This is a genomic window from Nocardia gipuzkoensis (assembly GCF_021183645.1).
GTDB classification, from domain to species: domain Bacteria; phylum Actinomycetota; class Actinomycetes; order Mycobacteriales; family Mycobacteriaceae; genus Nocardia; species Nocardia abscessus.
This window is the reverse complement of sequence record NZ_CP089225.1, coordinates 6,754,913-6,779,655: the sequence shown is the minus strand read 5'-3', so window position 1 is coordinate 6,779,655 and position 24,743 is coordinate 6,754,913. Positions and strand designations below refer to the sequence as shown.

The following is a 24,743-nucleotide window of genomic DNA, read 5'->3' as shown; positions in this document are numbered from 1 at the left end:
AGCGGCTGCGGCGAATCGTCAGCGGGTGAAGCGCAACAACCCGGTCGCCGGGTCGGCGTCGGCAGGCCGCAGCCCGGCCGCACGGGCCTCGGCGGTGAGCCGGTCGGCGTCGGCAGGCCAGACGTGGTGTTCGGTGCGTACCTCCTGCACCAGCCGGTCGTCCTGGTAGGTGCGATAGGTCATCCGCCATATCAGGGAGTCCGCGTCCACCGGGTCGGCCCGGCTCCAGCCCTCGTAACGCAGGTCACCGGCGCGGGCGGTGGTGTAGCGCCGTTCCGCTGAGGGTTCGACGCGACCGGGACGCTGCACTTCCACCACGGCGTCGCCGCCCGGGGCCAGTGCCTCGGCGATGGACGCCCACACCCGCGGGCGGGTGGCGGCGTCGAAGTGCCCGATCACCCCGAGAGCGACCACCGCGGCACACCGCGCGGGCAGTCGGGTATCGAGGAAGCCGGTGGGCAGCACGGTGATTCGCTCGCGCAGGTCCTTGCGGGCCGCCAGTCTCGACAGCAGTACCGCGCGCATGGCGGCGGCCGGTTCCACCGCCACGATCCGCGCGTCGGGTAGGGCGTCGGCGACCAGCATGGTGGACAGTCCGGTGCCCGCCCCGATATCGGCGACCGGTCCGGCGATGGTGTCCACCCCGGCGAGCAGCTTCGTCAGCACCGGTTCCACTCCGGCCACATACGGTGTGGCCATGAGGTCGTAGAACTCCGCCGCGGCGGCGTAGTCGTCGGTCACGGATTCTCCGAATCTTTCAGGCTCGCAAGCAGTTCCGATACCAGATGAGCAACCGTGACGACCGCAGGCGGTCGCAACAGGGCATAGTGATGCGCGGCGACGGGCCGGGAATCGATCACGACGTCGGTGTGCGCGGCCCATCCGAGGTCCGAGAGATCGCCGCAGTCGTCGACTCCCATACCGACCCCGGAATTGTGCGGCGCGGGCAGCTCGGCCCGCACCAACAGCACCTCGAGTCCCGCACCGTCGAGATCACCGGTCTGGTGCGCGCCGAGCGCGCGCAGATGACGCCGGAAGACGTCCTCCTTGAGCCGCTGATCGGCGGGAGCGCCGCGTTCGACGAGGCCCGCGTCCGCGAGTCGGCGCCGGACCTCGGCGCGCTGCAGGTCATCCGGCGCCCGATCGAAGTCGGGTCCGAACATGCCGGTGTCGATATCCAACTCGAGGAACGCCGCCAGCGATCCGAGGTAGCGCGTCCAGAATCCGCGCCCGTCGACATGGTGAATGCGGTCGGCGATATTCGAGTCGAGCAGGACCAGTGCCTGCACGGTCTCACCGGCCGCGCGCAGCCGCCGGGCCACCTCGTGCGCGATGATCCCGCCCATCGACCAGCCACCGATCCGGTACGGACCGGTGGGCTGGTGGGCGCGCACCACGCCTTCGTACACCCGTGCCAGATCGGTGATCGTCTCCGGACCGGGCACGCCGACCAGTTCCGGGTCCTGAATGCCGATGATCGGTGCGCGGGTATCGAGTGTCCGCGCCAGATCGACGTAACAGAGTATGTCGCCACCGGTCGGGTGGATCAGGAACAGTGGTCGGCCGGTGCCGTCGCGCAGCGGGACCAGGCAGTCGAGTGGAATCGACTGTTCCGGAGCCTCGGACCGCGCGGCGGTGGCAATCGCGGCCAGGGTTGGGTCGGCGAGGAACTCCCGTGGCGTCACCACCAGGCCGAGTTCGCCGCGCAGCCGGTTGAGCATCCTGATGGCGAGTACGGAATCTCCCCCGGCGGTGAAGAAGTCGGTACCCCGGTCGATATCGAGCGGGGCATCCACCATCCGCTCCCACAGTTCGGCGATGGCGCGCTCGGTGGCGGTGGCGGGTGGGCCGCTCACCGCGGCGGGGCTCGGCGCACCGGCTGTGGGCGCGGGCTTTTCGGTATCGGGCAACTCGACCGTCGCCGTCCAGGTCTCGGGCCGGTCCACGAGCGCGGTGACGGTATCGCACACCTCCGCGAACAGGGTGTCGAGTACGCCCGGCGGGAACAGTTCCGCGACGGCGTCCAGATTCACGGCCACCGAGTCGTCCCAGTCCCACTGGAACACCTGCATGTCCAGGGCCACCTGCGGCGTGCGTACGCGCTGGTAGAAGTCGCGAACTCCCACCGTGTCGGGGGTGCCGCCCGGCGGATGCAGCCCGAGGGTGCTGTGGAAGACGACCGGGGCCTGGGGGGCGGTGTCACGCCGGCGCCGGGCCAGTTCGCGCACCACCTCCACGCCGGTGACCTGTCCGTGGTCGAGCATGGTGGCGGTGGCCTCCTGCACATGCCGCGCGGCGGTCAGGAACGTCGGCCGGACAGGCAGGGCGATATCGAGCAGCACCGTGCCCGCGTAGGGGCCGATGGCGTGATCGAGATCGCGGGGAAGGTGTAACCGGTTGAGGTACAGCACATTCAGCAGGAAGCGGCGATGTCCGGCCAGCCGGGCCAACGCCAATGCCCAGCAGGTGGCGAACGCGGCGGTCGGCGTGATGTTGTACTCGGCACAGCGATCGCGCAGGACCGCCATGCGATCACCGGGCACCCGGAATTCGCGACGTTCCAGAGTATCGGGGCGCACTTGGTCGAACGGCACCGCCAGGGGCAGCGCCGGGGCGGGCGGCAGATCGTCGATCCGTTCCCACCACCAGTCGCGCTGTGCCTGCCATTCGGGTTCGCCACGCTGCCGGGAGATGGTCTCCACATAGTCGCCGAAGTGGGCGGTGAGCGCCGGAAGCACCGTATTCGGGTCGTCGAGGTAGGTGAACAGCTCGGTGAACATCAGCTGGACGGACCATCCGTCGGCCACGAGCAGGCTGCACACGATGTGCAGGCTCAGTTCGTCGCCCGGCAGTCGCACGGCGGTGATGGTGAACGGCCACGGATCCATTCGCGGGCCGGTGCGCTGTAGTTCGGCGCGGATGGCGGCCAGCCGCCGATCGATCTCACCGGCGTCGGCCCTCCGCAGGTCGAGGTGGGTGATGGGGAGGGCGGCCAATCGCGGATCGTCGGCGAGCAGCACCTGCTGGGTGCCGTCCGGCAGGAAGATCGCCCGCAGCATGGGTTGGCGTTCCACTTGCCGCCGCACCACCGTGTCGAGGACCGTCGGGTCGATCCCCGTGAGCCGGAAGTCGACATAGTTGTGCGCTGAGTCGTAACTCAGCGCGTACCCGTGCTGCTGTCCCACCCAATACGCCTGCTGCAGCGGGGTGAGCGGGAACGGCGCGGTGGGGTCGGCCTGCCGCACCAGTTCGACGGCGGTTACCGCGATACCGGTGCGGCGTTCCTCGATCAGCGCGATGAGGTCGGCGAACGAGAGGTCCCCGACCAGCTCGGCCACGGGCACGGCGACACCGAGTCGCTGGCGCACCATAGTGGCCATGCGCACCGCCAGCACCGAATCGCCGCCCAGACCCACGAATGTGGAATCGAGTCGCACGACACCGGCGTCGAGGTTGAGCACCTGGGTCCAGATGGCGGCCACGGCGTCGGTCACATCCTCGTCCCCCTCCGCCCGGCTCATCGCGGCGTCCGGGGCGGTCCACGCCTCCGGGGTGGAGGCGAGGCGGCGCAGCCACTCCACATAGGAGGCGAACGCCGTATCCGCGGCCGCGGAATCGAGCACGGTTTCGAGGACATCCCACTGCAGTTGCAGACCGCCGGCGTGGACGAATGCCTGGTGGTCGAGCCACACCTGCGGGGTCTGGCTCACTCCGTGCACGATCGGGCCCGCCCATTCCAGATCCGGAGCGCCGCCGACCAGCTGGGCGACATCGAGCGCACTGGTGAACACCACCGGCAGCAGCCTGCGCTGCCCGGTGCGGGTGGACAGTTCGGCGAGCAGATCCAGCGCGGAGTACTCGCGGTGGTCGATGTCGTCGAAGAGGCGCCGTTGGGTTTGTGCGGCCCGTTCGGCGAAGTTGCCTCCGCCGGTGCGGTCGACCTCATGGGCGAGCAGCGTGGTGAAATCGCCGATCGCGGAGTCTATGCCTGGCAGGGCCACCGGCCGGTCGACCAGGGTCAGCGACAGGGTGAACCGGTCGTCGCCGGACCAGGCGGCGAGCACGTCCGCATACGCGGTGAGCAGGACCGCCGAGGGTGTGACGCCGTGATCGGCGGCCAGCCGCCGCAGCTGCTGCCATTCCTCGGGTGCGAGCCGGGCATCGCGGCGTCCGAACCAGGGCTGGGCCTGGGTGCGGGTGTGTGTCGGCAGGTCGGGCGGACCGGCCAGGTCCTCCATCCGGCTGTGCCAATAGTCGATCGCCCGCCGCCGGGCCGCGGAGTCCGAGCGGGACTCGGTGTATGCCACGTAGTCGGCGAACCGAGTCGGCAGCGGCGGCAATACGGCCGATCGGTCGGTGTAGAGCAGACGCAGGTCGCGGTCGAGGACCAGGAAACTCCCGGCGTCACAGATGAGGGCGTCGATTCCGATGAACAGCCGGGTGGTGGTGTCGTCCAGTACCGCGGCACGCACATCGAACAGCGGCCAGCGGTCGGGGCGGTGCACCCGATGAGACAACCGTCGTCGCAACTCGATGAGGGTGTCCTCGCGCGCCTGTCCGGCGGAGGCGGTGAGGTCGTGGCGACGAATACGGAACTCCGGCACCTCGGTGAGGATCTGGTTGCGTCCGTCCTCGGTGATGACGGCGCGCAGCATCTCGTGCCGCCGGATCGCCAGGTTCCACGCCTGCTCGTAGCGTTCCAGATCCAGTTTGTCGCAGTCGTATTCGAGATAGATGTGACAGGACACATCGCTCAGGCCGAACGCGCCCGATCGGCCCACCCAGTACGCGTGCTGTACCCGGGTCAGCGGGAACACGACGGGATCCGCCTCGACGACCGGTATCTCGTCCCGACGAACGGATTGGATGTCGGCGACGGGAGACGCGGGCGAATCGACGCTCGCCGCGGGCGTCGGCGGGCGGCGATCGCGCAGCAGTGTGGCGAAGGCTGCCACGGTGGAGTGCGAGAGTAGCTCGCGCATGCGGATATCGGTGCGCTCCCGCTCGTTGACGACGTCCAACATGCGCGTCGCCAGCATGGAGGTTCCGCCGAGCGCGAAGAAGTCGGCTTCGGCGTCGTCGACCTGCTCGCCCAGCGTCTCCGCCCAGAGGGCGGCGATCGTCTCCTCTTCCGGAACGGCGAATCGCGGGGGTTCGCGACGTTCCGTCATATCGTTCGGCGCCGCAGCAACGAGAGCACCGTTGGACAGCGCGGGTGCGGCGAACGACGCGACCGGCTCGAAGACCGCCGCCGGGGACTCGGTCGGTGCGCTCACCACCGATACGAGCTCCGGTCGCCCCTCTGGTACGAGCTCGGTACGCGCCTCTGGTTCGACGACGGTCGCGAACCCGTTCGTCTCCGCAGCGCGATCAGATACCACGCGGTCCGGTTCGGCAGGTGGCACTACACCGACGGCAGGCGGATCGATCCAGATCCGGCGGCGCTGGAAGGGGTGGACGGGTAGACGGACACGTCGGCGACGGCGGTGCAGGGCCGCCACATCGATATCCGCACCGCCGCACCAGAGGTGGCCTACAGCGGTGAGCAGCGCGGCACGGTCGGCGGTGGCGCCCTCCGTCCGTTCCTCGGCCTCGGGCAGGGTGCTCAGCGCGGCAGTGAGGCCCTCGGGTGCGTTGCGGCGCGCGAGCGTGGCGAGGGTGCTGCCCGGTCCTACCTGGACGAGGGTGGTGGGGGCCGCCGCCGTCGCGGTCCGCAGGGCAGAGGCGAAGAGTACCGGTTCACGCAGGTGCCGCGCCCAGTGCTCGGCGTCCAGGGATCGGGTCCTGCGGCCGGTGAGAGTGCTGTAGAGCGGCAGAGCCGCCGGTGCGAACGGGACGCTCGCCGCCGCGGCGCGCAACGGCGGGACCGCGGCCGCCACGGCAGGCGAGTGCAGGGCCGCTGCGACGTGCAGCCTGCTCGAGCGGATTCCGGCTCGACCGAGGGCGGCCGCGAACGCCTCGACAGCCGTGGCGGGTCCGGAGACCACACAGGCATCCGGGCCGTTGACCGCTGCCAACGCTATCTCCGGGTAGCGTGCCAGCGCCGCGCGCGCGTCCTCCTCGGCGAGTGAGACCGCCAGCATCGCGCCAGGCGCGGCATCGGCCAGCGCCGCCGATCGGACTGCCACCAAGCGCGCGGCGTCGGGCAGGCCGAGTACTCCCGCGACCACCGCGGCCGCGTACTCGCCGAGGCTGTGGCCGATAACACCGTCGGGTTCGATGCCGTAGCCGCGCAGAGTCGCCGCGGTGGCGAGCGACACCGCGAACAGGGCAGGCTGCCCGTAGCGCACGTCGTCGACGTCCTGTTGCGGGGCGCGGCCGGTGACGATTCCGCGGATGTCGTAGTCCAGCAAAGGGATCAGAGCTTCGGCGCATTGGTCGATGCAGGCGGTGAACACCGGCTCATCGCGGTAGAGCCCGGCACCCATCCCCGAATACTGCGCACCCGCTCCCGGGAAGGCGAAGACGATGTCCGATCGCCTCGGCGGTACCTGCGCGAGGGCGATCGGGCGCGGGCGCGGGTCCTGATCGGTCAATAGTGCGGTGGCACGCCATCCGGAGTCCGAATGCCGGCCGCTCGAGACGGTGTAGGCGTAGTCGGCCCTCGCGTCGGCCGTCACGACGGTCGCGGCCTGCGCGAGTTGGTCTCGGCATCCGGACTCCGCTGCGGCCGAGATCAACAGCAGCTGTGCGCGCGGGTCGGGATCCGGGTCGTTCGACTCACCGTGCGGGGGCGCCTGTTCGAGCAGCACGTGGCAGTTGGTGCCGCCGATGCCGATCGAGCTCACGCCGGCGATCCTGGTCCCGTCGCGCTCCGGCCAGTCCCGGGTGTGCTCGACGGCCTCGAACAGGCCGCGCCTGCGTTCCAGATCGGGATGGGCGGGACGCGCGTGCAGGGTTGCCGGGATGCGGCGATGCCACAGGGCGAGTGCGGTCTTGATCAGCGACGCGATTCCGGCCCCGCTGTTGGTATGGCCGATATTGCTCTTCACCGAGCCCAAGGCGATCGGCTCGGGCGCCGTGCGGTCGGCGAAGACCGCGGTCAGCGCAGACAATTCGATCTGGTCACCGAGGGCGGTCGCCGTGCCGTGTGCCTCGATCAGGTCGACGGCGTCGATCCCGATATCCGCCACGGCGAGCGCCTCACTGATCACACGCGCGTGCCCGGCAGCCGATGGGGCGGTGAAACCGGCCTTACCGCCGCCGTCGTGGTTCAGCGCGCTGCCGCGCAGCACCGCGTAGATCGGGTCGCCGTCGGCCAGCGCGTCCGCGAGCCGCCGCAGGACCACCATGCCCACGCCCTGGCTGTGCACCATACCGGTGGCGTCCGCGCCGAACGACCGGGTATGTCCGTCCGCGGAGAAGATCGCGTCGGGCACGTGCAGGTAACCGCGGCCCTGGGGGACGATCAATGACGCACCGCCTGCGAGTGCCGCGTCGCACTCCTCCGACAGGAGGGCCTGCGCGGCCAGGTGCACCGCGACCAATGAGGTGGCGCAGGCGGCCTGCACCGCTACCGCCGGGCCGGTGAGGTCGAGCCGATAGGCGATCTGCTGGGGGAAGTAGTCGGTGAGCGTGCCCGTTTCCGCCTGCAGCCGACCGAGCGGATCCCGTTGCGCGCCTTGGCGGTAGGCGATGAGGTTGTGCTCCAGATAGTCGCTGTGCGAGGCTCCGGTGAACACGCCGACCGCGTCCAGTCCGGTGCCACCGCGGTGCCCGGCGTCGCCGAGGGCGTCCCACGCGCATTCCAGCAACAGCCGCAGCTGCGGATCCATCAGGGCGGCATCGCGTGCGACGATGCCGAAATGCTCCGGGTCGAATCGGTCCTGTCCGTCGATGACCGCCCCGACCGGCACATAGTTGCGGTGCTCGCGCAGTTCGGCGGGCACCCCGCTCGCGGCGAGCTCCGCGTCGTCGAACCGGGTCAGACCTTCCCGGCCCGAGGCGATCAGGTCCCAGTAGGCGGCAAGGTCCGGTGCGCCCGGGAATCTACAGGCCATCCCGACGATGGCGACGGCATTGTCGTCGTTCACGATTCGATCTCCAATTCCGAGTGCACCGCCAGGTGGCCGCGCATCATGGCCAGCACCGGACAGGACGCCTCCACGAGCTGGTGCAGCTCGCGATACCGGGCTGCTTCGTCCGGACCGCCCACCCGGGCCCGGACTCGGATACGACCCGGTTGCACCGGCTCGGCGAGCCCGAAAACGGGCCCGAGGTCCACGTCGGCGTCGACGTCCACCGACAGCGAGTGGATAGCGATACCCAGCCGTGCCGCGTGGAAGCGGTACGTGACCGCCTGACAGGTGCCCAGCGCGGCCAGCGCCATCCCGATCGGGTCTGGACCGGCGTCGCCGCCGCCCGCGGCCACGGGTTCGTCGACCACGAGGGTGTGCTTACCGATGCGCACCCGCATCTCGGTGGGTGTATCCGGACGGTGTTCGGTACGGACGGTGAACCGCTGTCTGCGGTCGGCCGCGCGGCTCGCGGCGGTGCGCAGCCGGAACACGGTGTCAGCGAACGACATCCGCGAGCCTCGCTTTCGATCGGTGGGCGCGTCGACGGTGGCCGCGCGCTATGGCGTCGGTGAGATCGATCGACACGGCTCCGGATTCGCGGGTCGAGGTCTCCTGGTCGGTGTGGTCGACGATCCAGTCCGTCAACCGCCGGACGGTGCCGAGCCGGAAGATGTCCGGCACAGTGAGCACCGAAGTGAGATGCCGCAGCTTGCGATGGGCACGGACCAGGGTCAAGGAGGTCGCGCCGAGATCGTTGAACGGGGTGGTCGCCGCGATACCTGGGCCGAGCAGGTCGGTGAAGACCTCGACGACCGCGGATTCGATCCGCGCGCGGGTGGCCGTGATGGTCGGCAACGCGGCGGTGAGGACGAGTTCGGCCGCGTCGCCGTAGTGCGCCTCGGCGACGAGGCCGCGGGCCGTGGCCGCCGTATGCAGACGACGGACCCACTCGTCGGCGTTGTTCCCGGTGACGCCGTCGAGGGGTTGTGCACGCAGTGTCAGCGTCAGTCCCAGCGCCTCGGCTTGTCGTGCCGCGTGCAGCAGCCAGTCGTCGGCCGGTGTGCTCGCCTGTTCCTCCGCCGCAACCGATCTCTCGGCGAGATCGCCTGCTGAGGCGGCCGTCCGCCGGGCGGGCGCTAGAGCGGCCACCGGGGCGATTCGGCCGGGATCCGGTCGTCCGTTTTCGGTCGGAAATCCATTGGTCACCGGGCTGTATTCGGCCGGTGCGGTGGTTCCCGTCTCGGCTTCCTCGCGACGGAACGGGTTCGGCAATCGGGAATGGTCGACCTTGCCGTTGGATGTCAACGGCACGGCGTCCAGAAGCACCCACCGGGACGGCACCATGTACTGCGGCAGGTGACGCGCCGCGTGGGTGGTGAGTTCCGCGGTGTCCGCCGGTATGTCACCGGCCACCACGTAGACCACGAGCTGCGGCCGGTCGTCCGCCCCCGGTACCGCCGCCGCCACACACCGGCGCACGGCCGGATGCCGGTCGAGTACGGCCTCGATCTCCCCCAGCTCGATGCGGTGGCCGCGGACCTTGACCTGCCGGTCGACGCGGCCGAGGAACTCGATGGCTCCGTCGGGCCGCCACTTGCCCAGGTCACCGGTTCGGTACAGCCGCTCCCCCAGCCGGTCGTGCCGGATGAAACGACGGGCGGTCTGCTCGTCGTCCCCGACATACCCGCGTGCCAGACCGGCCCCACCGATGTGCAGTTCACCCGGTACGCCGACCGGACAGGGCAGGCCGTCCTCGTCGAGCACGAGGAAGAACTGCTCGCGCAGCGCCCTGCCGTACGGGATGCTGGTCCACTCGGGCCGCACCTCCTGAACGGGATGGCAGATCGACCAGATGGCGGCCTCGGTCGCGCCGCCCAAACTGATCACCCGCACCTGCTCGCCGATCACCGCGCGCAGGCGGCCGGGCAGCGACAACGGGATCCAGTCACCGGACAGCAGCAGTACGCGCAGCGACCGCAGCCGTGCGGCCGCCGCCGGGTCGGCCTCGGCGTATTCGACGAGCATCTCCGCGAGCGCGGGTGCCGTGTTCCACACCGTCACCCGGTGAGCGGCGACGAGTTCGCACCAGTGGCCCGGATCGCGCAGCCGGTGGACGTCCGGGAGTACCAGCGCCCCGCCCGCGCCGAGCACACCGAAGATGTCGTAAACAGACAGATCGAAACTCAGCGCCGACAGCGCGAGTACCCGATCGCCCGGACCGATGCCGAAGCGATCGTTGATGTCGTCGATCGTGGTGCGGGCGGCGCGGTGCTCGACGGCCACCCCCTTGGGTTCACCGGTCGATCCGGAGGTGAAGATGACGTAGGCAAGGTCGTCGTCCGCGGTGGCGATCGGCTCGCCGACGGTGACGGCACCGCCAGGGGCGTCGAGCGGGTGTGCGGTGACGTTCTCGGGCAGCTCCACATCGGCTACGGCGAGGGCATGTCCGATCCCCGCGCGGCGACACACCGAGGCAATGCGCGAGGCGGGCCATTCCGGCTCGATCGGAACGAATGTCGCTCCGGCCCAGAGAACTCCGTAGACGGCGACGATCTGTTCCGCCGACTTGGGAGCGAGCACCGCAACCCGATCGCGCGGGCGGACACCGGCCGCGATCAACCGCCCGGCGATGTCGCGCGCCCGCGCAGACACCTCGCTGTGCGTGAGGAGTCCCGCGGTGGAGAGCACGGCTGCCGACTCCGGCCGCTCGCCCACCTGCTGGCGCTGCAGGTCGGTAAGCAAACCGGCGCCGAGTCCGGATGGAAGTGGCTGCGCCGTCTCGAAATACGGATTCCAACCCAGTTCCGCGGTGTCCCAGGTGTTCTCGTCCTCGGCCAGCCGTCGAAGCAGGCGAGTGTGGGCGGCGAGCATCCGATCCACGAAGCCGGTCGGGAAGATGTCCTCGACAGCATCCCACGCCAGCCGCAATCCGCCGGCCTCGTCCCAGACGATGTGGTCGAGTGTCACCTGCGGTGTCTGTGAGACGCCGAACACCTCGTCGCCCAACCAGCCCGCGGCCGGGCCGTCTGCCTGGCCGAGCCCGACGCCGCTGGTGAACACCACCGGGTAACGCGGCGCGAGGTCGGCGGTCTGCTCGCGCTGCACCTCGACACCGCTGTAGGAGCGGTGTTCCAGGTCGGCCCAGAACCGCGTGTTGACGCGGCGAGCGTAGTCGGCGAACCCGAGCCAATCGCCCGGGTTCGGGGTCGGCATCTCGACCAGCGCGGTGGTACTGAAATCCCCGACCACGCCCTCGTTGTCCCCGCCTTCGTCGGATCGGTCGAACAGGGTGGCATTGAGACAGAACGCGTCGGTGGCCCCCCACCGCGACAAGGTGAGTCCAAAAGCCGCGAGCAGCACCGCGGTAGGACTGAGGCCATGCTGTGCGGCACGAGAGCCGAGGGCCGTCCAGTGCTCCGGCGCGAGCCGCGCCTCGTGACGCCGGAATCGGGCGGTGCGAATCGTTTCGGGAGCCACCGCATAGGGCAGCCCAGGGCCGGGCGGCAGGGTGGCCAGCCGCTCCTGCCAGTAGGCGCGATCCCGTTCCCGGCGGCCGGCCTCGGTCGCCCGGCGGGCGCGCACGATACTCAGGAACGAGGTCGGCGGCGGTGGCAGTGCCGCGTCCGGATTCGCGACCAACTCCCCCCACTCCCGCATGAGCTGAATCCAGCTCGCCATATCCAGCACGATGATGTCGAATCCGACGAAAAGCCGCAGCGCGCCGGACGGCAGAAGCGCGGCGTGGATGTCGAACAACGGTCCTGTGGCGGTATCGCGCACCTGATGCGACTTCTCGTGGCGCAGCCGCGCCAAGGTCGCGGCGGCATCGCCTGCGGCATCCCGCAGGTCGGTGACCTCGATGCGGTAGCGCCGCCCCTGCGGCAGTACCCGCTGACGGCCGTCGTCGGTCACGATGGCCCGCAGCATGTCGTGGCGTGCCACCACCGCGTTCCACGCCGTCTCCAGCGCGCCCACTTCGGCCCGCGCGTCGGCTGCCACGAATCGTTCCGGATCGCGGTCGAATTCGAAGTAGTAGAACGTGGCCACCCCACCGAGCGGCATGCCGGCCTCGCGGCCCACCCAGTAGGACGCCTGGATGGGGGTCAGGTCCTCTTCGATGACGATCTCGGACGCCGCGACGGGCGGCGACGGCGAGACGGTCTCACGATGCGTCGAATCGACCGATTCTCCGCGCTTTTCGATCTCGGCGACCAGCGAGTCGAGCGTGGCTCCGACGAAGGCTTCCAGGGGAACGCGCACCCCTGTGCGTTCGGCCAGACGCAGGTGCAGACGGGCGGCGAGAAAGGAATCCAGCCCGTGTTCCTGCAAGGGGCGCTGTGCGTCGATCCCGCCCGCATCGATTCCGAGAACCGTTGCGGCGCAACGCCGCACTTCTGTATCGATTGTTGCCATCTCCAGCCCTTGCTCGGAAAACTCAGCGGGCCTACACTAAGCGATAATGACAACGTTTTTCAACAATGCTCTGGACTGCTACCGATTGCTGGGACGGTCGGGACTGCGTGTTTCGCCGATGGCCTTGGGCACCATGACCTTCGGAACCGACTGGGGATGGGGGGCCGACAAGAACGAGGCCCGGCGCATCTTCGACGCCTACCTCACACGCGGCGGCAACTTCCTCGACACGGCAGGAAACTACACCAACGGCACCGCCGAGGAATGGCTCGGCGAGTTCGCCGGGGCCGACCGCGAGGCGCTCGTCCTGTCGACGAAGTACACGCTGCTGCGAAGGCTCACCGATCCGAATTCCGGCGGCAACCATCGCAAGAACATGGTCGCCTCGGTCGAGGCGAGCCTACGCCGACTGCGCACCGACTATCTCGACCTGCTCTACCTGCACATGTGGGACGACCTCACGCCGCCCGAGGAGATCCTGCGCTCCATGGACGATCTGGTGCGCGCGGGCAAGGTGCTGTACCTCGGCATTTCGAATACCCCCGTCTGGCAGATCGCACGCATGCAGACGATTGCCGACTTGCGGGGGTGGACCCCGCTCATCGCGGTGCAACTGGAGTACAACCTGACCGAGCGCACGGCCGAACACGACATGCTGCCGATGGCCCGCGAACTGGGTCTCGGCGTGGTTGCCTGGTCGCCACTGGCGGGAGGCGTGCTCGCCGGTAAGTACACCGATGCGGATCTCCCCTCGGAGGCACGGCGTCCCGTGGTGGGAACCACCCGCAAAGACCTCATCGTCGCCAACGACGGTCTCAGCGAGCGGTCGCTGACCATCGCCGAGGCCGTACGCCAGGTGGCCCGGCAACTCGGCCGGTCACCGGCGCAGGTGGCCCTAGCCTGGCTGTTGCGCCGACCCGGCGTCACCGCACCCGTGCTCGGTGCCCGAACTCGCGCGCAACTCGAGGACAACCTCGACGCCCTGGACCTCACGCTCGACGACCACCATCTCGAGCGCCTCAGCAGTGCATCCGCCATCACGCCGGGATATCCGCACACCGTACTCGCACGCCCATTGGCTCGCCGAAGCGTGCACGGAGACATGCGGATTCAGCCGAGCGCTCACACCTGAACCACCTTGGGACGATCACGACAGGAATTCGCCTTGGCTCTTTTCGATCTGTTCACCGACCGACTGCTGCGCAGACCTCGCGGACCACTGGCACGGTTGATGTGGCGGGACATGAAATCCCACCACGAAATCTTCCGCGACACGCTGGCAGAACTTCACCTCACCGACAGCGACCACCTCCTCGAGGTGGGCTGCGGCGGCGGCACCTTCGCCGCTCGTGCGCTCGAAACCGGCTGCCGTGTGACCGCCGTGGATCACAGCGCCGACATGGTGGCGCTCACCAGATCGAGGAACGAGACCGCTGTACGAGAGGGCAGGCTCGAGGTCATCGAGGCCGCAGCGGAAACATTGCCCCTGCCGGACGGGCGCTTCAGCAGCGCGACCGCGATGAACATACTGTTCTTCGTCGACGCGCCCGCCATGCTGTCCGAACTCCACCGCGTCCTCGAACCGAACGGCCGCCTGGTCCTGCACACCGTCGCACCCGATCCCCCGCGGTCGCTCATGCCGCCGCCGGTCGCCAAGCTCGCCCGCTTCCACTCCGACGCCGAACTCGTCGCCATGCTCGAAGGCGCCGGCCTGCAGGAGCCGAAAATCAGGCGCGTAGACAGCGCCTTCCAGATCGCCACCGCCACGCGGCCGGCCTGATCGCCACGCGGCCGGCCCGATCGATACGGGGCCACACCATCGATCAGGGTCGGCCGACGGGTTCGGTGGCTTCTGCTGACAGGATGTGAGCGTGCTCGCGCAGAACACTCTGACCTCGATCCGGACGAAGGTGCCCTCGACGTATGTACTGGTCGCGCTGATCGCCCTCGGGCTGGCCATGCAGGCGCCGCTGGTGCGCGCGGTCGGTGCGTCGGCACGATTGCAGACCGCGGTGACGATATTCTCGGGTGTCTTTGTGCAGGCGGTTCCCTTCCTGGTACTGGGGGTACTGGTCAGTGGCGGCATCGCGGCGTTGGTCTCCCCCGCCGTGCTGCGAAAGGTACTGCCGCGCAACGAGACTGCGGCGATCGGCGTAGCCGGGCTGGCGGGTATGGCGTTGCCGGGATGTGAGTGCGGTGTCGTGCCGGTGGCGCGGCGGTTGACCGATCAGGGGGCGCCGGGCTCGGTGGCGCTGGCTTTCATGCTGTCCGCGCCCGCGATCAACCCGGTCGTGCTGATCTCCACCGCAGTGGCGTTTCCAGGCGAGCCAGGGATGGTCGCGGCGCGATTCACCGGTTCGCTGGCCACCGCCGTCGCGATGGGCTTCGTCTGGTCGAAGTTCGGGCGTCCGGCGTGGCTGTTGCCCAAGGCCGGGCATGGCCACTGCGTGGTGGGCCGCACCCGCTGGGAGGTCTTCACCGAGGCCGCGCGCCACGATCTATTGCAGGCCAGCGCGTTTCTCGTACTCGGCGCGATGGCTGCCGCCGCACTTCATGTGCTGGTTCCGCCCTCCTGGTACGAACATCTGGCCGGCCAGATGGTGATAGCCATCGTCGTTCTGGCGGTCTTGGCGATCGTGCTCGCGCTGTGCTCGGAGGCCGACGCGTTCGTCGCGGCGAGCATGTCGGCGCTGCCGCTGCTGCCGCGGCTGGTGTTCCTGGTGGTCGGACCCGCGGTCGATGTGAAACTGTTCGCCATGCAGGCCGGTACATTCGGTCGGGCGTTCGCAATGCGGTTCGCGCCGTTGACGTTCGTAGTGGCCGTGATGTGCGGCGCCCTCGCCGGATACGTCTTTCTCGGAGGTGCCCGGTGAGACGGGAGACCCAGAATCTGCTGTTGCTGCTGATCGGCGGCGCGGTTTCGTGGATCGCGCTCGATGGCTCCTACCTGCGCTACGTGAAACCCGGCCTCTTTCCGTTTCTGCTGATCAGCGGCGCAGGTTTCGTCCTGCTGGGACTGATCGCGATCGTGCGCGACATCCGGCGCGGCGCGGCCACCCCGGCCGACGAGCACGACCATGCGCACGGCACCGGCCGGGCCCAGTGGTTACTGCTGCTTCCGGCCGCGGCGCTGCTGCTGATCGCCCCGCCCGCACTGGGCGCCGACGCCGCCGTGACGAGCCCCCGAGTACAGGTCGTGCCCCGCGATTCGCCCTCCGCGCAACCGGAGCGATGGCCGTTTCCACCACTGCCGACGGATCCCGCACCGACTTTGCGGGTTGTCGATCTGGTGGATCGGGCGCTGTTCGACTCGAACCGCTCCCTGGACGGCCGGGAGGTGACCGTCAGCGGATTCGCGATGCGGCCAGTGGGTTTGGGGTCACAGCATCCCGACACCACCGACACAGATCTCGCGCGAGTGGTCATCACCTGCTGCGTCGCCGATGCCCGCTATGTCCTCGTGCACCTTGCGGAGATGCCGGAACTGATCGAGGACGACACGTGGCTCGAAGTCCGCGGCATCGTCGAACCGGACAGCGCCCAGCATGACCCCGACCACACACCAACCCTCCGCGTCACCGGCTATCAGCGGATCCCGGCTCCGGAACACACATACGAACGCAGCCGCTAGTGTTCCGCCGTCACTGCGGCGAGATAGGCGGGAGACTGGTCCTGTACGCCGGTGCCCGAAACGACGGGGCCGGATTCTGTTGCGGCAGAGACGACTCGGCGCGAGCGTTACCCAACAGCGAGGCTCAGCGGCGGGAGGTGCTCGCCCGGCCGGCCGCGCACGGGCCACTGCTGATCGTGGTCGACCAACCGAACACGATCGGCGCGCTGCCGGTGACCGTGGCCCGCGCCTGTGGCCACGACGTGGCTCACGTCGAACACCCGATACGCGGCATTGCCGGGCAGCCAGAGCCCGCTGACCGCCCACCTCCCGCATAGAACCCAGACCGCGCCGGATCGACTTGACGTCAGAGATAGGGACACCCCCGGACAGACCGCGACGATTGGCAGCCACTCCCGAAGTGGCGACGGCGATTCGGGACTTCAGCCCCCGGAACCGGTTCACCGAGATGGGCCGCTCCAGCTGAGCCTTGCCGGTTCGGCACTGCGGGATGGCTCGAAAAGCGCTGCCAGTCGCAGGAATTCGCGGCAGCGAGAGGCTCGTAGCACCGGCCCGGATTCCAGGCTTGCCGGGCACCGCTGTACATTGTCGTCGCCCGTTTCGAATATGAATTTCGTTACCCATAGAGAGGAAGTGTGGCGGTGAAGATCGCCTTCGTCGGAAAAGGTGGCAGCGGCAAGACAACTCTGTCCTCGTTGTTCATCCGTCATCTGGTCGAGCAGGGTGCGCCGACCCTGGCGATCGATGCCGACATCAACCAGCACTTGGCCGCGGCTCTCGGCGTCAGCGAGGAGGAATCGGTGACGCTGCCGACCCTCGCCGAGCACCTGCCGTTGATCAAGGACTACCTGCGTGGCACGAATCCGCGAATTCCCTCGGCCGAGGCGATGATCAAGACCACGCCGCCGGGAACCGGGTCACGGCTGCTCGGTGTCGTGGAGGACAACCCGATCTACGCCGCCTGCGTCCGGCAGGCCGGCGGAGCGCGGCTGATGGTGACCGGACCGTTCGCCGACGAGGATCTGGGGGTGGCGTGCTATCACTCCAAGGTCGGCGCCGCCGAGATGCTGCTCAACCATATGGTCGACGGCGCAGGCGAGTATGTGGTGGTCGATATGACGGCCGGCGCCGACTCGTTCGCATCGGGATTGTTCACCCGCTTCGATCTGACCGCCCTGGTGTGCGAACCGACTTTGCGCAGCGTCGGCGTCTATCGCCAGTATCTGGGCTATGCCAAAGATTTCGGCATCCGTGTCGCCGTGATCGGCAACAAGGTCTGCGACGAGGAAGATCTCGCGTTCCTGCGCGAGCAGGTGGGAGATGATCTGCTGTGCTGGATAGGCCGCTCGACGCATGTGCGTGCCGCCGAGCGCGGTGATATCCGGCCGATCACCGACCTCGAGCCCGACAACCACGACGCCCTGACCACACTCCGGTCGGCGCTCGACGCGGTCGACCGCGACTGGGAAACTTACCAGCGCCAAGCCGTCGAATTCCATGTGCGCAACGCCGAGGCATGGGCGGGCAAGGACCTCGTGGCGCAAGTCGATCCAGGCTTCACGCTGCGACCCGACGTGCATCTCGAACAGCTCAGCGCAGGGGCGATCCGCTAAGACCGGGCCGGCGGGGCCCATCTGATCGCGACGTCGATTGCCTCGCCAGGGAGATACGAGCAACGAGGGGCCGGGTGTCGGCACCCGGCCCCTACCGGCTCGGGAGCCAAGGGAGGTATCGAGAAGAGCCACGAGCGTGCGCCGCAAGATTTGACCTTGACCCTGCGTCAGGGTTGGAGCATTTGTCGCATGACAAACAACAGCACGCCCTCGGCTCGGCTCGCGCCGCCGGTCGGAGGGTTCCAGGCGATCGACGGCCGCCGTATCTTCGTGCATCGGTCGGGCAGCGGCGGGCCGGCCGTCGTGTTCCTGCCGGGAGCCAGCGCGGTCGGTTTGGACTATTTCGGTGTCCAGCAACAGGTTTCGCAGTTCACCACCGCCGTAGTGTACGACCGCGGTGGCACGGGCTATAGCGATCCTCTCCCGTTGCCGCGCACCGCCGCCGCGGTTGCCACAGAACTACACGAGCTGCTGCGCGCCCAGAACATCGCCGCACCGTATGTTCTCGCGGCCCACTCTCTCGGCGGCTTCTACGCGCATCGGTTCACGCAGCTGTACCCGCGAGACGTAGCCGGGCTGGTCTGGTTGGACGGACTGCACCGCGACTGGGACGACTTCATGCCGCCCGAGATGCATCTGGCCGCGGCCGAGCAGATGGCGCCTGATCTGGAGCAGCTCGACCAGCTGCGCTCGGCCATGCGTGAGATGCGCACCGAGTTGCTCGCGGACTACCCGGAGCACGTCCGGGGGCCGTTGATCGATGCCAAGGCGAGTGACGAATGGATCAAGATCGGCATCGCCGAGCGCAGCAGGTTGACCGAAGTGGCCACCGAATTGCGGGCCGGGCCGAACCTTCCTGATGTCCCGGTGGTCGCTCTCAGCGTGCTGGGCCCCGACCCCGCCCAGCAGGCGGAGACGCTGCAGAAGATGCATGACGGCAGGAGGCGAATGGACGCGGCCCTGCTCAGCGCCGTCTCGCACGGGGAACAACGCATCCTCTCCGACACCGCGCACCACCGGCTCTGCTTCGACCGCCCGGATGCCGTGGTCCAGGCGATCCGCGACGTCGTCGACCGGGCGGCTCGCCCGTAGACGGGGTGCCGGTGGGAACCCGCTGACCGCTGAGATCACCGATCACCGCCTCGCTCGCTGCCGATCTGCCCGGCAACCGATACTGCCGAACACAAACGGTGGCAGCGTCGAACCACCCCGACTGCGCGCAGCCCCCACCTTCGGCTGGTGACACGATCCTCACGAGCACCCCTAGACTCGGCAGAATCACTTCTGAAGACGAGGAGGACGGTGCTCACGATCAGTCAGCTCGCGGCGACCGCCGGCGTGACCGTGCGCACCGTTCGCCACTACCATCACGTCGGCCTGTTGCCCGAGCCCGAGCGTGATGCCTCCGGCTACCGCCGCTACAGCGCGCAAGCGGCGGTGGATCTCATCCGGATCAGGACACTCGCCGATGCCGGTGTTCCGCTGGCCCGAATCGACGCGCTGCTGCACGCGCAGCCAGCCGAATTCGCCTCGGCCGTCACCGACATCGACGCCGGATTGCGGCGCAAGATCGACCAGCTCGCCGAGAATCGCCGTCGGATCGCCGAATTGGCCAGCGGCGAACGGCTTGTCCTGCCTGCCGAAGTGGTCGCCATCCTGGACCGGATGCGCAGTCTCGGGGTCAGTGAATTGAGGGTACGACTCGAGCGCGACTCCTGGATCCTGATGCAAGCACTGGATCCAGGGACAATGCCGCAGCGGATCCGGGAAAAGAACGCCGGCCTCGACGACCCCGAGACGACGCGCCTGTATCTCGCCTGTGATCAATCAGTCGACTGGGATCCGCACGATCCACGCCTGGACCAGCTCATCGACGACCTGGACGCCTGGGAGATCGAACACGAACGAGACAGCAGCCGGCCGGGCTACCTGAAGCTGGTCTCTTCCCGGATCTCCGAGGCATCACCGGCGTGGCAACGCATCCTCGACGCACTCGCCCACCGCGCCGGGCGGCGGCGCACCGCAGCTGAAGCCGGCACTGCGGTCATGTCCGACAGCTGACGAACGCAGCTCCGAGGAGAAATGGGCCGATCCCGGCGCGCCGGTGCTGAGATGCGGCAGAACCAGCGACTGGCCTGCACGAGTGCCGACCCCGGACGAGACTAGGCCGGAATGACGCCGAGTTGCCGCATTTGTGCGAAGACGTCGACGACACCCCAAATCTCAGCGATTCGGCCGTCGGCGAAGCGGACGATGAAAATCTCGTTGTAAGTGACGGATTTGCCGGTTGGCGGCAGGCCCCTGTACTCGCCCTGATGGGTCCCGGTGACCGTGTTCCTGAAGACGACCTTGTCCCCCTCGGCAATCACATCCTCGACCGCGACGTGAATGTCTGGGAAGGCGCGCAGGAGCACGGCCCATACTTGCTGTAGCGCCTGCGCCCCCGTCGCATCCATCGGCACTGGCGCGTGGAACAGCATGTCCGGCGCGACGACCTCGTCGATCGTCTTCGAGATGATCTCCGCATCGCCGCTGTTGACGGCGTCATGAAGGCGGCTGAACGTCGCTATGTTGCTTGTTGCTCGAGCTGTCGACATATCGTTGCTCCTCGGTTCGACATGATATTCACTTCCTGCGGCTTGCCGGCTTCCTACCGGCTGATCTGGCGCGGTACCGCCGCCGTGAGGAGTTTGTCCGGGTTGCGGATGGCGTAGAAGTTGGTGATCTTGCCCTCGCGGATCTCGATCAGGAAGACGCCTTCCAGATGGTCGTCGCCGTAGACAGCCATCGCGGGTGCGCTGTTGCAGTTGACCCGCTCGATCCGCAGGTTCGGTGTCTTCCTCGCCCGGTGGAACAGGTCCATCAGGAATGCGGCCACCTTCTCGGCGCCCACCACCGGCCGGCGCGCGGCGAGGGCCTTGCCGCCACTGTCGGCGGTCCAGATGGCGTCCGGAGCGAGTAGCGACAGCAGCGCCTGCGTGTCACCGGTGGACGCCGCGGTCATGAACTGCTCGGTGATCTGCGCGATCTTCGCCGCGTCGACGGGTTCGAAGCGTTTGCGGCGCGCCCGCACGTGCGAGCGGGCGCGGTGTGCCACCTGGCGCACCGTCATCACGGATTTGCCCACCGCCGCGGCGATGTCGCCGTAGTCGAAGCCGAACACCTCGCGCAGCACGAACACCGCCCGCTCGTCGGGGGTGAGTGTTTCCAGCAGCACGAGCATCGCCATCGACACCGACTCGGCGAGCACCAGGTCAGCCGCCGCGTCGTGCTCGTCGAGCAGTAGCGGCTCGGGCAGCCACGGGCCGATGTAGTCCTCGCGACGGCGCGCACCGGCCCGCAGGGCGTTGAGCGCCTGACGGGTCACCAGCCGGGCCAGATACGACTTGGTGTCCCGCACCGTCGCCAGGTCCACTTCCGCCCACCGCAGATAGCTGTCCTGCAGCACGTCGTCGGATTCGATTGCCGAGCCGAGGATTTCGTAGGCGATCGTGAACAGCAGCGGCCGCAGCACCGTGAATCGCTCGGCATGCTCGTCGGTTGTCATGAGGACGTGACCACCGGCGCGGCGCCGGCCGGCTGCGCGGGCCGCGGGCCTCCCTTGGGCCAGCTCGGAGAACCCGGCTCACGGGCCTCGCGACGGATCTTTCCTACCCCGATCTTGCAGGTCACCTCCTTGATCCTCGCACCGATGCGGCCGCCGACGTAGAGGCTCACCGCGGTGTCGTCTTTGCGGGCGAGCTGTCGGATGCCGGCGTGCCGGCCGAGGCTGATGCACGTCCCGATGAGGGCCAGGTCGATTACCGCGGGTTCGGTCCCCGCGATGTTACTCAGCACTGTGTTGGCGGCCTGCGCCCCGAGCGCCCCCGCAGCCTGGGCGCTCATCCGAAGCGGATGGCCCGACGGTGCGGCTGCGTCGCCGGTCGCGACGATGCGGTCGTCGTCGATACTGGTCAGCGTCTCGTCGGTGAGCAGTCGGCCGAGCGCGTCGGTCTGCAGCCCACTCGCAGCCGCCAACTCCGGCACGCCGAAGCCTGTCGTCCAGATGGTGAGGGCGCTCGGACGCACCGCACCACCGGCGAAGACGACCGCGTCCGGCCGGACCTCGCTCACCATGCCGGCCTCGAGCACGGTCACGCCCTGCCGGGACAGCCATTTGGCGACGTACCGGCGGCCCGGCGCGCTCAGAGACGGCATCAGGGTTCCGCCGCACACCAGCGTGACCGTGCGTCCTTGTTCGGCCAGTTCGGCGGCCGTCTCGATGCCGGTCGGTCCGCCGCCGACAACGGTGACCGGAGCATCGAGAGGCGACTTGTACAGCTCGGCGCGCAGCCGCTGCGCGAACTCGAATTCGGCGATAGGGAAAGCGAACTCGGCCGCGCCGGGCACGGACGGTATCGCCGCTGTGCTGCCGACCGCGTAGATGACGTGGTCGTAGTCCAGCGCGCCACCCGACGCCAGCTGCACCATACGGCCGCCGGTGTCGATGCGGGCGGCGCTGTCGACAATCAACTCGATGCCCTCGCCGAGCAGCGTGCCGTAGTCGACTGTCGCATCGCCGGTTCCGGACACGAACTGGTGCAGCCGGATTCGATCGATGAACGTCGGGCGGGGGTTGACCAGCGTGATATCGATATCGGTGCGTATTCGCAGATGGTTGGCTGCCAGTGTTCCGGCATATCCACCGCCGATGACGACGACCTTGTGGCGTGTGTCGTGCTCAGTCATGCCCTCGAGACACCGGGGGTCGCGGAAACATGACACGATTCGCTGTGACGTACGTCACTCTGCCACCTTTTGCCCGGCCGAAGGGGTCGGCTGGTTTCCCGTATAGCAGGAAGGCGGCGGACTGGCGCTGCTCTCCATTTCAAAGACCTTCTTCCGCGAGGGGCACCGACCTGTCAGACGAACAGCCCGGTCCTGCGGCCATCGCTCGCAGGCCGCAGCGAAGGCGCGACACCTCTAGCACCACGTCGCCGGGCGTGCGGTCGTCCTGGCGCCGGATCGCCTCCCGCCAACGGCCGCCGAGCGCGTCGTCGGCTCGAGTTGCGCCATGTCGGGATCGAAGATTTGCCGCGAGATCGGCACTGCCGCATGCCGATACGCGGCACCGCCGTAGAAACAACCGAATTTGATCATCGAATCCGTGACCGGAGTAAAGATCAAATTGTGTTACCTCGGCACAATACGTCGTTAGCCCACTATTAACCGTGATCATTCCCACAATAAGAGAAGTGGCTTTGCCGATTTCTTTTTCTTAACGTTGCTGGTGCGCGCCGTGATGGTGTCGTTATCCAACTGTGGAAGGAAACCCCTACATGTTCTCTCGCAAGATCCTTGTCGCCGCCGGCACCGTCTCCGCCGCCGCCATGTTCTTCGGCCCGGTCGCAGTGGCCTCCGCCGATCCCGCCACCGGCTCCGCAGCCACCGGCTCCGCAGCCCTGGCCTCGGGTTCGGCCGGCGGCGGCTCGTCCACGGGCTCGGCCGGCTCGTCCTCCGGCTCCGCCATGCTCGACTCGGGCAGCTCGGCCCTCGACGGCGGCACCTCCGCCATTGTCAACATCATCGATGCGATCACCGGCGTCAGGGACCTGAACCAGCCCCAGCCGGCTGCCTGATTCAGTCTCGGCAGATCACTGCTTCGTCCGTGTCGCCCCACTGCCCATCATCCGGTGCGCACAATTGCAGTGAATTTGCCATAAAGTAGACAGCCCCGATTTTGCGCGGATCTGGGCACTGGGAGACCTTCCTGATCTCTCAGTTGGCGTAAAGGATGCGAAAACGATCGGGTTCCGCCGGATCTCGATCGACGACTTGGATGGGCGTCCGAGCCCATTGCCATACGCTGATGCCTGGCGTGCGGGAGAACTGAATCTGCCCGCGGGTGCCTTCGACCGCAACGCACGACCAGGCTTCAGCAATGCGCGCCCGATCCGCGCCGTGAGAACGCAGCACATCGGCGAGGACGGCAACGGTGTCGTAGCCCTCGAAGGCGACGAAGGACGGCGCTTCGGCCAGCCGCGCTCGGAGGGCAGTCTCGACTCGTGCACCGAGTGAGCTGAGACGCTCGGGCAGGTAGCGCAAGAACGGGATCGCGGCGCTGTCGTCGCCCAGCAACGTCGCCCATTCGGCGAACTCCGGTTGTCCGGCCGGAGCACCGATCATGATCTCGGCGAGGCGCTGGTCGCGGCGGACGGACCTGACGATCGACACTGCCGGCTCCGGGTGGCCGACCAGAAGAATCAGGGCCGTCGCGCGATTGTCGACGAGTTCGTCGCACACAGCGGTGGGGGCGAGCGCATGCATATCGAGTTCGATGACGGTGCCGCCGCGTGCCGCGAGGTGATCCCGCAGGATGCGGGCCCCGGATGCCCAGTAGACACTCGACTCGACTGCCACGGCGATTCGACTGTGGCCCGCGCGGAGGAGGAAGTCCGCGTAGATCTGCCATCCGTGGGACTGCGCCGGGGCGAGGCGCGCGACCCATTCCGTTGGCTGTTCGGTGAGCGCGTCGAGAACCGCTGACGAGCAGAGGTACGGCAGGCCGAGGGCGTCGGCCCTGGCGGCAGCGGCGCGAGCGACGACGCTGTGATACTCCCCCGCCAAGGCAGCCACGCCCAGGTGAGCCAATTCGTCCACGGCCGCCGCGGCCCGCTGTGGATCAGCCGCGGTATCCCGGACCACCAGCTCGAGTGGTCTTCCGGCGATCCCGCCGGCCTCATTGACTTCGCGCACGGCCAGCTCGAGTCCTGCGAGCAAGTGCCGGCCTGCCTCGACCCAGCCGGGCCGGGTCAGCGGAACCAGAGCACCGATCCGGACGGATGATCCGTCAGTCCGCTCCGCGTTCCTCTCATCTCGCCATGGCGTGCGCACCTGGGTGACCATGCCGGACATTGCATCCACCACCGTCGCCGACAGGCAACCGATTATCTGTTCGCTGTCAGCACACCGACACTACGCGGGGCGTGCTGTGCTCGGGTTGCCTGGCGGCGATGGTGGCGGATGACCTGGACGCCTGAGGTCGGAGTGCGGTTCGCAGCTCACCGCGCCGACCTCGGCTCAACTCCG

The 24,743-nt window shown here is 68.3% G+C and carries 16 protein-coding genes and 1 pseudogene; 9 read left to right on the top strand and 8 right to left on the bottom strand.

All coding sequences use genetic code 11. From position 1 onward, the window contains the following. Positions 1-18: 18 nt before the first annotated feature. From LTT66_RS30960 to LTT66_RS30945, 4 genes are read right to left on the bottom strand one after another with little or no spacing between them, the layout of a single operon-like run. Positions 19-741 (bottom strand): class I SAM-dependent methyltransferase, encoded by a 723-nt coding sequence (locus tag LTT66_RS30960; RefSeq protein ID WP_233062076.1) that lies wholly within the window; start codon positions 739-741, stop codon positions 19-21. Then, positions 738-8,033 (bottom strand): type I polyketide synthase, encoded by a 7,296-nt coding sequence (locus tag LTT66_RS30955; protein ID WP_233062075.1) that lies wholly within the window; start codon positions 8,031-8,033, stop codon positions 738-740. Before LTT66_RS30955 ends, LTT66_RS30960 begins: the two co-directional genes overlap by 4 nt. After that, positions 8,030-8,527 carry an OsmC family protein gene (locus LTT66_RS30950; RefSeq protein WP_233062074.1) on the bottom strand — a complete coding sequence of 166 codons (498 nt, stop codon included), beginning with the start codon at positions 8,525-8,527 and terminating at the stop codon, positions 8,030-8,032. Before LTT66_RS30950 ends, LTT66_RS30955 begins: the two co-directional genes overlap by 4 nt. Further along, on the bottom strand, positions 8,514-12,431 hold the full coding sequence (locus LTT66_RS30945) for a non-ribosomal peptide synthetase (RefSeq protein WP_233062073.1): 3,918 nt from the start codon (positions 12,429-12,431) through the stop codon (positions 8,514-8,516). Before LTT66_RS30945 ends, LTT66_RS30950 begins: the two co-directional genes overlap by 14 nt. A gap of 46 nt (positions 12,432-12,477) precedes the next feature. Here LTT66_RS30945 and LTT66_RS30940 point away from each other — a divergent pair, with 46 nt between their 5' ends. The 8 genes and pseudogenes from LTT66_RS30940 (at position 12,478) to LTT66_RS30905 (ending at position 19,736) form a co-directional block, all read left to right on the top strand. After that, a complete protein-coding gene (locus tag LTT66_RS30940; protein ID WP_233062072.1) occupies positions 12,478-13,563 on the top strand; it encodes an aldo/keto reductase in 1,086 nt (361 codons plus the stop codon). 33 nt (positions 13,564-13,596) lie between these two features. Continuing rightward, positions 13,597-14,211: a class I SAM-dependent methyltransferase gene (locus LTT66_RS30935; protein WP_233062071.1), complete on the top strand. Its 615-nt coding sequence runs from the start codon at positions 13,597-13,599 to the stop codon at positions 14,209-14,211. Between the two features lie 91 nt (positions 14,212-14,302). After that, positions 14,303-15,304 (top strand): permease, encoded by a 1,002-nt coding sequence (locus LTT66_RS30930; RefSeq protein WP_233062070.1) that lies wholly within the window; start codon positions 14,303-14,305, stop codon positions 15,302-15,304. Next, the gene (locus tag LTT66_RS30925) at positions 15,301-16,062 is read left to right on the top strand and encodes a TIGR03943 family putative permease subunit (RefSeq protein WP_233062069.1); all 762 of its coding nucleotides are present in this window, start codon (positions 15,301-15,303) and stop codon (positions 16,060-16,062) included. Before LTT66_RS30930 ends, LTT66_RS30925 begins: the two co-directional genes overlap by 4 nt. A 101-nt stretch (positions 16,063-16,163) precedes the next feature. After that, positions 16,164-16,316: pseudogene (locus LTT66_RS30920) on the top strand (IS110 family transposase); the annotation flags it as partial. Positions 16,317-16,697: 381 nt separating this feature from the next. Continuing rightward, positions 16,698-17,675 (top strand): ATP-binding protein, encoded by a 978-nt coding sequence (locus tag LTT66_RS30915; protein WP_233062068.1) that lies wholly within the window; start codon positions 16,698-16,700, stop codon positions 17,673-17,675. A gap of 189 nt (positions 17,676-17,864) precedes the next feature. Beyond that, positions 17,865-18,767 (top strand): alpha/beta fold hydrolase, encoded by a 903-nt coding sequence (locus LTT66_RS30910; RefSeq protein ID WP_233062067.1) that lies wholly within the window; start codon positions 17,865-17,867, stop codon positions 18,765-18,767. Between the two features lie 210 nt (positions 18,768-18,977). Further along, positions 18,978-19,736 carry a MerR family transcriptional regulator gene (locus LTT66_RS30905; RefSeq protein WP_233062066.1) on the top strand — a complete coding sequence of 253 codons (759 nt, stop codon included), beginning with the start codon at positions 18,978-18,980 and terminating at the stop codon, positions 19,734-19,736. A 101-nt stretch (positions 19,737-19,837) separates the two neighbouring features. Here the strand turns inward: LTT66_RS30905 and LTT66_RS30900 are convergent, their stop codons facing one another. Genes LTT66_RS30900 through LTT66_RS30890 form a run of 3 tightly spaced genes read right to left on the bottom strand, consistent with a single transcriptional unit; the run spans position 19,838 to position 22,403 of the window. Then, a complete protein-coding gene (locus LTT66_RS30900; protein WP_233062065.1) occupies positions 19,838-20,272 on the bottom strand; it encodes an ester cyclase in 435 nt (144 codons plus the stop codon). Between the two features lie 53 nt (positions 20,273-20,325). Next, entirely contained in the window at positions 20,326-21,222 is an 897-nt protein-coding gene (sigJ, locus tag LTT66_RS30895) for an RNA polymerase sigma factor SigJ (protein WP_233062064.1), read from the bottom strand. Then, positions 21,219-22,403, bottom strand: coding sequence for an NAD(P)/FAD-dependent oxidoreductase (locus LTT66_RS30890; protein ID WP_233062063.1), 1,185 nt, complete (start codon positions 22,401-22,403; stop codon positions 21,219-21,221). Before LTT66_RS30890 ends, sigJ begins: the two co-directional genes overlap by 4 nt. A 572-nt stretch (positions 22,404-22,975) precedes the next feature. Between LTT66_RS30890 and LTT66_RS30885 the strand changes: the two genes are divergently transcribed. Beyond that, positions 22,976-23,293, top strand: a complete 318-nt coding sequence (locus LTT66_RS30885; protein WP_233062062.1) for a hypothetical protein — start codon at positions 22,976-22,978, stop codon at positions 23,291-23,293. A 139-nt stretch (positions 23,294-23,432) separates the two neighbouring features. On the opposite strand, the gene LTT66_RS30880 is transcribed toward LTT66_RS30885, so the two are convergent. After that, entirely contained in the window at positions 23,433-24,560 is a 1,128-nt protein-coding gene (locus LTT66_RS30880) for an ABC transporter substrate-binding protein (protein WP_233069453.1), read from the bottom strand. Positions 24,561-24,743: the final 183 nt, after the last annotated feature.